At 69.8% G+C, this 2,782-nt stretch carries 3 protein-coding genes and 2 pseudogenes; 4 read left to right on the forward strand and 1 reads right to left on the reverse strand.

The genetic code is table 11. The annotated features are described in order from the left end of the window. Nucleotides 1–48: 48 nt before the first annotated feature. Complete coding sequence (locus U9980_RS27320; protein ID WP_322770562.1) at nt 49–720, reverse strand: maleylpyruvate isomerase family mycothiol-dependent enzyme; 672 nt, start codon at nt 718–720, stop codon at nt 49–51. Between the two features lie 33 nt (nt 721–753). Here U9980_RS27320 and U9980_RS27325 point away from each other — a divergent pair, with 33 nt between their 5' ends. The 4 genes and pseudogenes from U9980_RS27325 to U9980_RS27340 all read left to right on the forward strand — a co-directional run. Continuing rightward, nucleotides 754–1,005, forward strand: a complete 252-nt coding sequence (locus U9980_RS27325) for a hypothetical protein (RefSeq protein ID WP_322770563.1) — start codon at nt 754–756, stop codon at nt 1,003–1,005. 241 nt (nt 1,006–1,246) lie between these two features. Next, entirely contained in the window at nt 1,247–2,269 is a 1,023-nt protein-coding gene (locus tag U9980_RS27330; RefSeq protein WP_322770564.1) for a sigma-70 family RNA polymerase sigma factor, read from the forward strand. Next, nucleotides 2,266–2,391 (forward strand): annotated as a pseudogene (locus tag U9980_RS27335) (transposase); the annotation flags it as partial. The gene U9980_RS27330 and the pseudogene U9980_RS27335, both read left to right, overlap by 4 nt. 174 nt (nt 2,392–2,565) lie before the next feature. Beyond that, nucleotides 2,566–2,782: pseudogene (locus U9980_RS27340) on the forward strand (DNA cytosine methyltransferase); the annotation flags it as partial.

The raw sequence follows: 2,782 nt of genomic DNA on the forward strand, positions 1-2,782 counted from the left end.
AAGTCCGTAGAAATTTGCACTGCGGGCTGTGCGGGTTCGTCCCTCGGGTCACGGTCGTGCAGTCGTGCAGCGGTCGTGCAGTACTGCGACTCCCTCGCCGTCGAGTTCGTCGGAGTAGATCCTGCGTCCGGTCATGGCCATGATCAGGGCCAAGGTGGAGCCGGACACGACTGGCCCGGAGCCGGTGGCGAAGGGGCCGTCGGTGGCCAGCAGCCGCATGCCGCGGATGCGCCCCTTGGTGAGGACGACGAGGTCGGAGCCCTGGTAGTACTCGGCCAGCCGCGTGAGGGTGGTGATCGGGTAGTCACCGCGGATGCCCAGCGGCCGGCGGATGTCTTCGCCGTGCACGATCGTCTCGCCGAGTATCGCCACGACTGGCACAGGTGGTTTGGTCGTGCTGGTGATGATCCGGCCGAATCGGGCGAGCGTGTCGACTGGGGTCGTGCCCAGCTGCTCGGCCAGCCGCATGGCGACCTGCTTGTCGAAGTCGAACCGGCAGCGGATCACGCCCGCCAGCCACCGCATGGGGTTGAGGCTGCCCCCCGCGGTGAGGTGGGCCAGCACCTCACGGACAGTGAACCGGTCGCATAGCGACGGCGTCGCCCACTCCTCGTCGGTCAGGTCCGCGAGATCGGCCGCCAGGGCGGCCCGTTCGGCGTGTATCAGCGGCCAGATGCTGGTCGCGGGGTGGCGCTTGGTGGTCGGTTCTGGTGTCGTCATTCCGGCGGCTCTCTTGTGTCCAGGTGTTCGGTGATGTCGGCGGGATCAGCGGCTGACCAGTCCGACACGGTTGCCATCGGGGTCGGCGAACACGGCGATGCGGCTGTCGGGCGTCTCGACCGGGTCCAGGACGCGAACGCCGCCGAGTTGCCCGGCGGCGCGGGCGAGGGCACTGTCTACGTCCTTGACCGGGAAGTAGGCGACCAGCCCGACATACGGGCTGGTCGCGCCGGCTTGGCCGATCCGCCCGTAGGCTGGCCACCGTCGTCGCCCATCAGCGCGTAACTGTCGTCGATGGCGTTGCTCGGCCAGCCGAATAGTTCCTGGTAGAAACGTCGTGCGTGGGGAGCGTCGGGGGTGGAGATGTCGAACCAGGCGGGCCGGCGCGGGTGGTCGGTCGGGCTCATGCGCTACCTCCGTGGCGGGGTCGGTTGTGGTCGTTCATCGGTGAGACTGCGGCCGCGGGGCAGAATCGTCGCTCATGGGTGAGGTTCCTTCCGGGCAATTCGCGGACACGAGCGCGGAGATGAGCGCAGACGGCGCCGAGGATGCCGACCTGGCTGTCGCTCATGGCAGGGACGACGCCGCGTTCACCCGCCTGGTGGCGCCGCTGCGCCGGGAGCTGCACGCCCACTGCTACCGCATGCTCGGCTCGGTCCACGACGCCGACGACGCCGTGCAAGACGCCCTGGTGCGGGCATGGCGAGGGCTGGCGGGGTTCGAGGGCCGCAGCTCACTGCGCACGTGGCTGTACACGGTGGCCACCCGTACCTGCCTGGACGTCATCGCCTCCCGCGGCAAACGGGCGCTGCCGATGGACCTGAGCCCGTCCAGCGAGCGTGCCGTGCTCGACCAGGTACCACGCACCGACGTCGCCTGGCTGGGCCCCTACCCCGACACCGACCTCACAGCCGAAGCGATGGGGCCGGAGGCGCGCTACCAGCAGCGAGAGGCGGTCGAGTTGGCGTTCGTCGCCGCATGCCAGCACTTGCCGGGCAACCAACGGGCGGCGCTGCTGCTGTTCGACGTCCTCGGCTTCTCCGCCGCCGAGATCGCCACCATGATGGACACCTCCGCCACCTCGGTGAACTCCGCGCTGGCGCGAGCCCGCCGGATCGTCGCCCAGAAGGTCGGGGACCGCAGCCAGCAACAGACGCTACGCACGATCACTGACACACGGTTACGGGAGCTGGTCACCGGCTTCGCCACCGCGCTGGAGCGCGGCGACCCCGACACCCTGGTCGCGCTGCTCACCGAGGACGTCACCTGGTCGATGCCGCCGCTGCCGCACTGGTACCACGGCACTGAAGCCGTTGTTGACTTTGCCGTACAGGTCCCGATGACTCGCTGCCCCAGCTGGCGGCACCGGCCGATCAGCGCCAACGGCCAGCCCGCTGTGGCGTTCTACCTCGGGGCCGACACCGCCGGCCCGCACAACGCCTGGTCGATCACGGTGCTGGCCCTGAGCTGCGACCGCATCGCCGAGATCACCTCATTCCTCGGCCCCGACCATTTCGTGCCGTTCGGGCTGGCCGCCTCGCTGCCCTGACCCGCGAGCAGAAAGACCAGCGCGCGAAGGGTGAGCTGTACCTGCGTGGGCTGATGCTCGACGGGAAGCGCAAGAACCTGCAGCCGATGGCCGAGCGCCTCGGGGTCGACCACCAGCGGTTGCCGGGATCACCGTCGTGCGCAGCGGCGAAGCGTTCTACGACACACACCGGCCACACCAGGGCATCGCAAACGGCAGACCGCTCCGGTCGCTGCCCGAAACGACCACCGGCCCGGACCCCGGCTCACCCACCTCAACATCCGCCGACGCGACCGCCTCGGCGGCATCCTGCACGAGTGCGAACATGCGGCCTGATCACCGCCGGGCCGCCGGCCGGGGCGCTGCTGGTCCCCTACTACCGCACCGGCACCGCCACCCCGGTCAGCCAACCGGCATCGACCTGCACCACCCGCGACCGCCACGCCCTCCTCACCCCCGACCAGGTCACCGACCCCGACATCGACGCCTGCACCTTCCGGATGCTCACCCCGGACGAGGTCCGCGGCGCCATGG

The sequence above is a fragment of the Protofrankia sp. Cr1 genome, from assembly GCF_963555865.1.
Classification (GTDB): domain Bacteria; phylum Actinomycetota; class Actinomycetes; order Frankiales; family Frankiaceae; genus Protofrankia.

Coding starts and splice junctions, on each gene's coding strand:
- U9980_RS27320 (WP_322770562.1), bottom strand. CDS start 720: ATGACGACACCAGAACCGACCACCAAGCGCCACCCCGCGACCAGCATC.
- U9980_RS27325 (WP_322770563.1), top strand. CDS start 754: ATGTCGGCGGGATCAGCGGCTGACCAGTCCGACACGGTTGCCATCGGG.
- U9980_RS27330 (WP_322770564.1), top strand. CDS start 1,247: ATGAGCGCAGACGGCGCCGAGGATGCCGACCTGGCTGTCGCTCATGGC.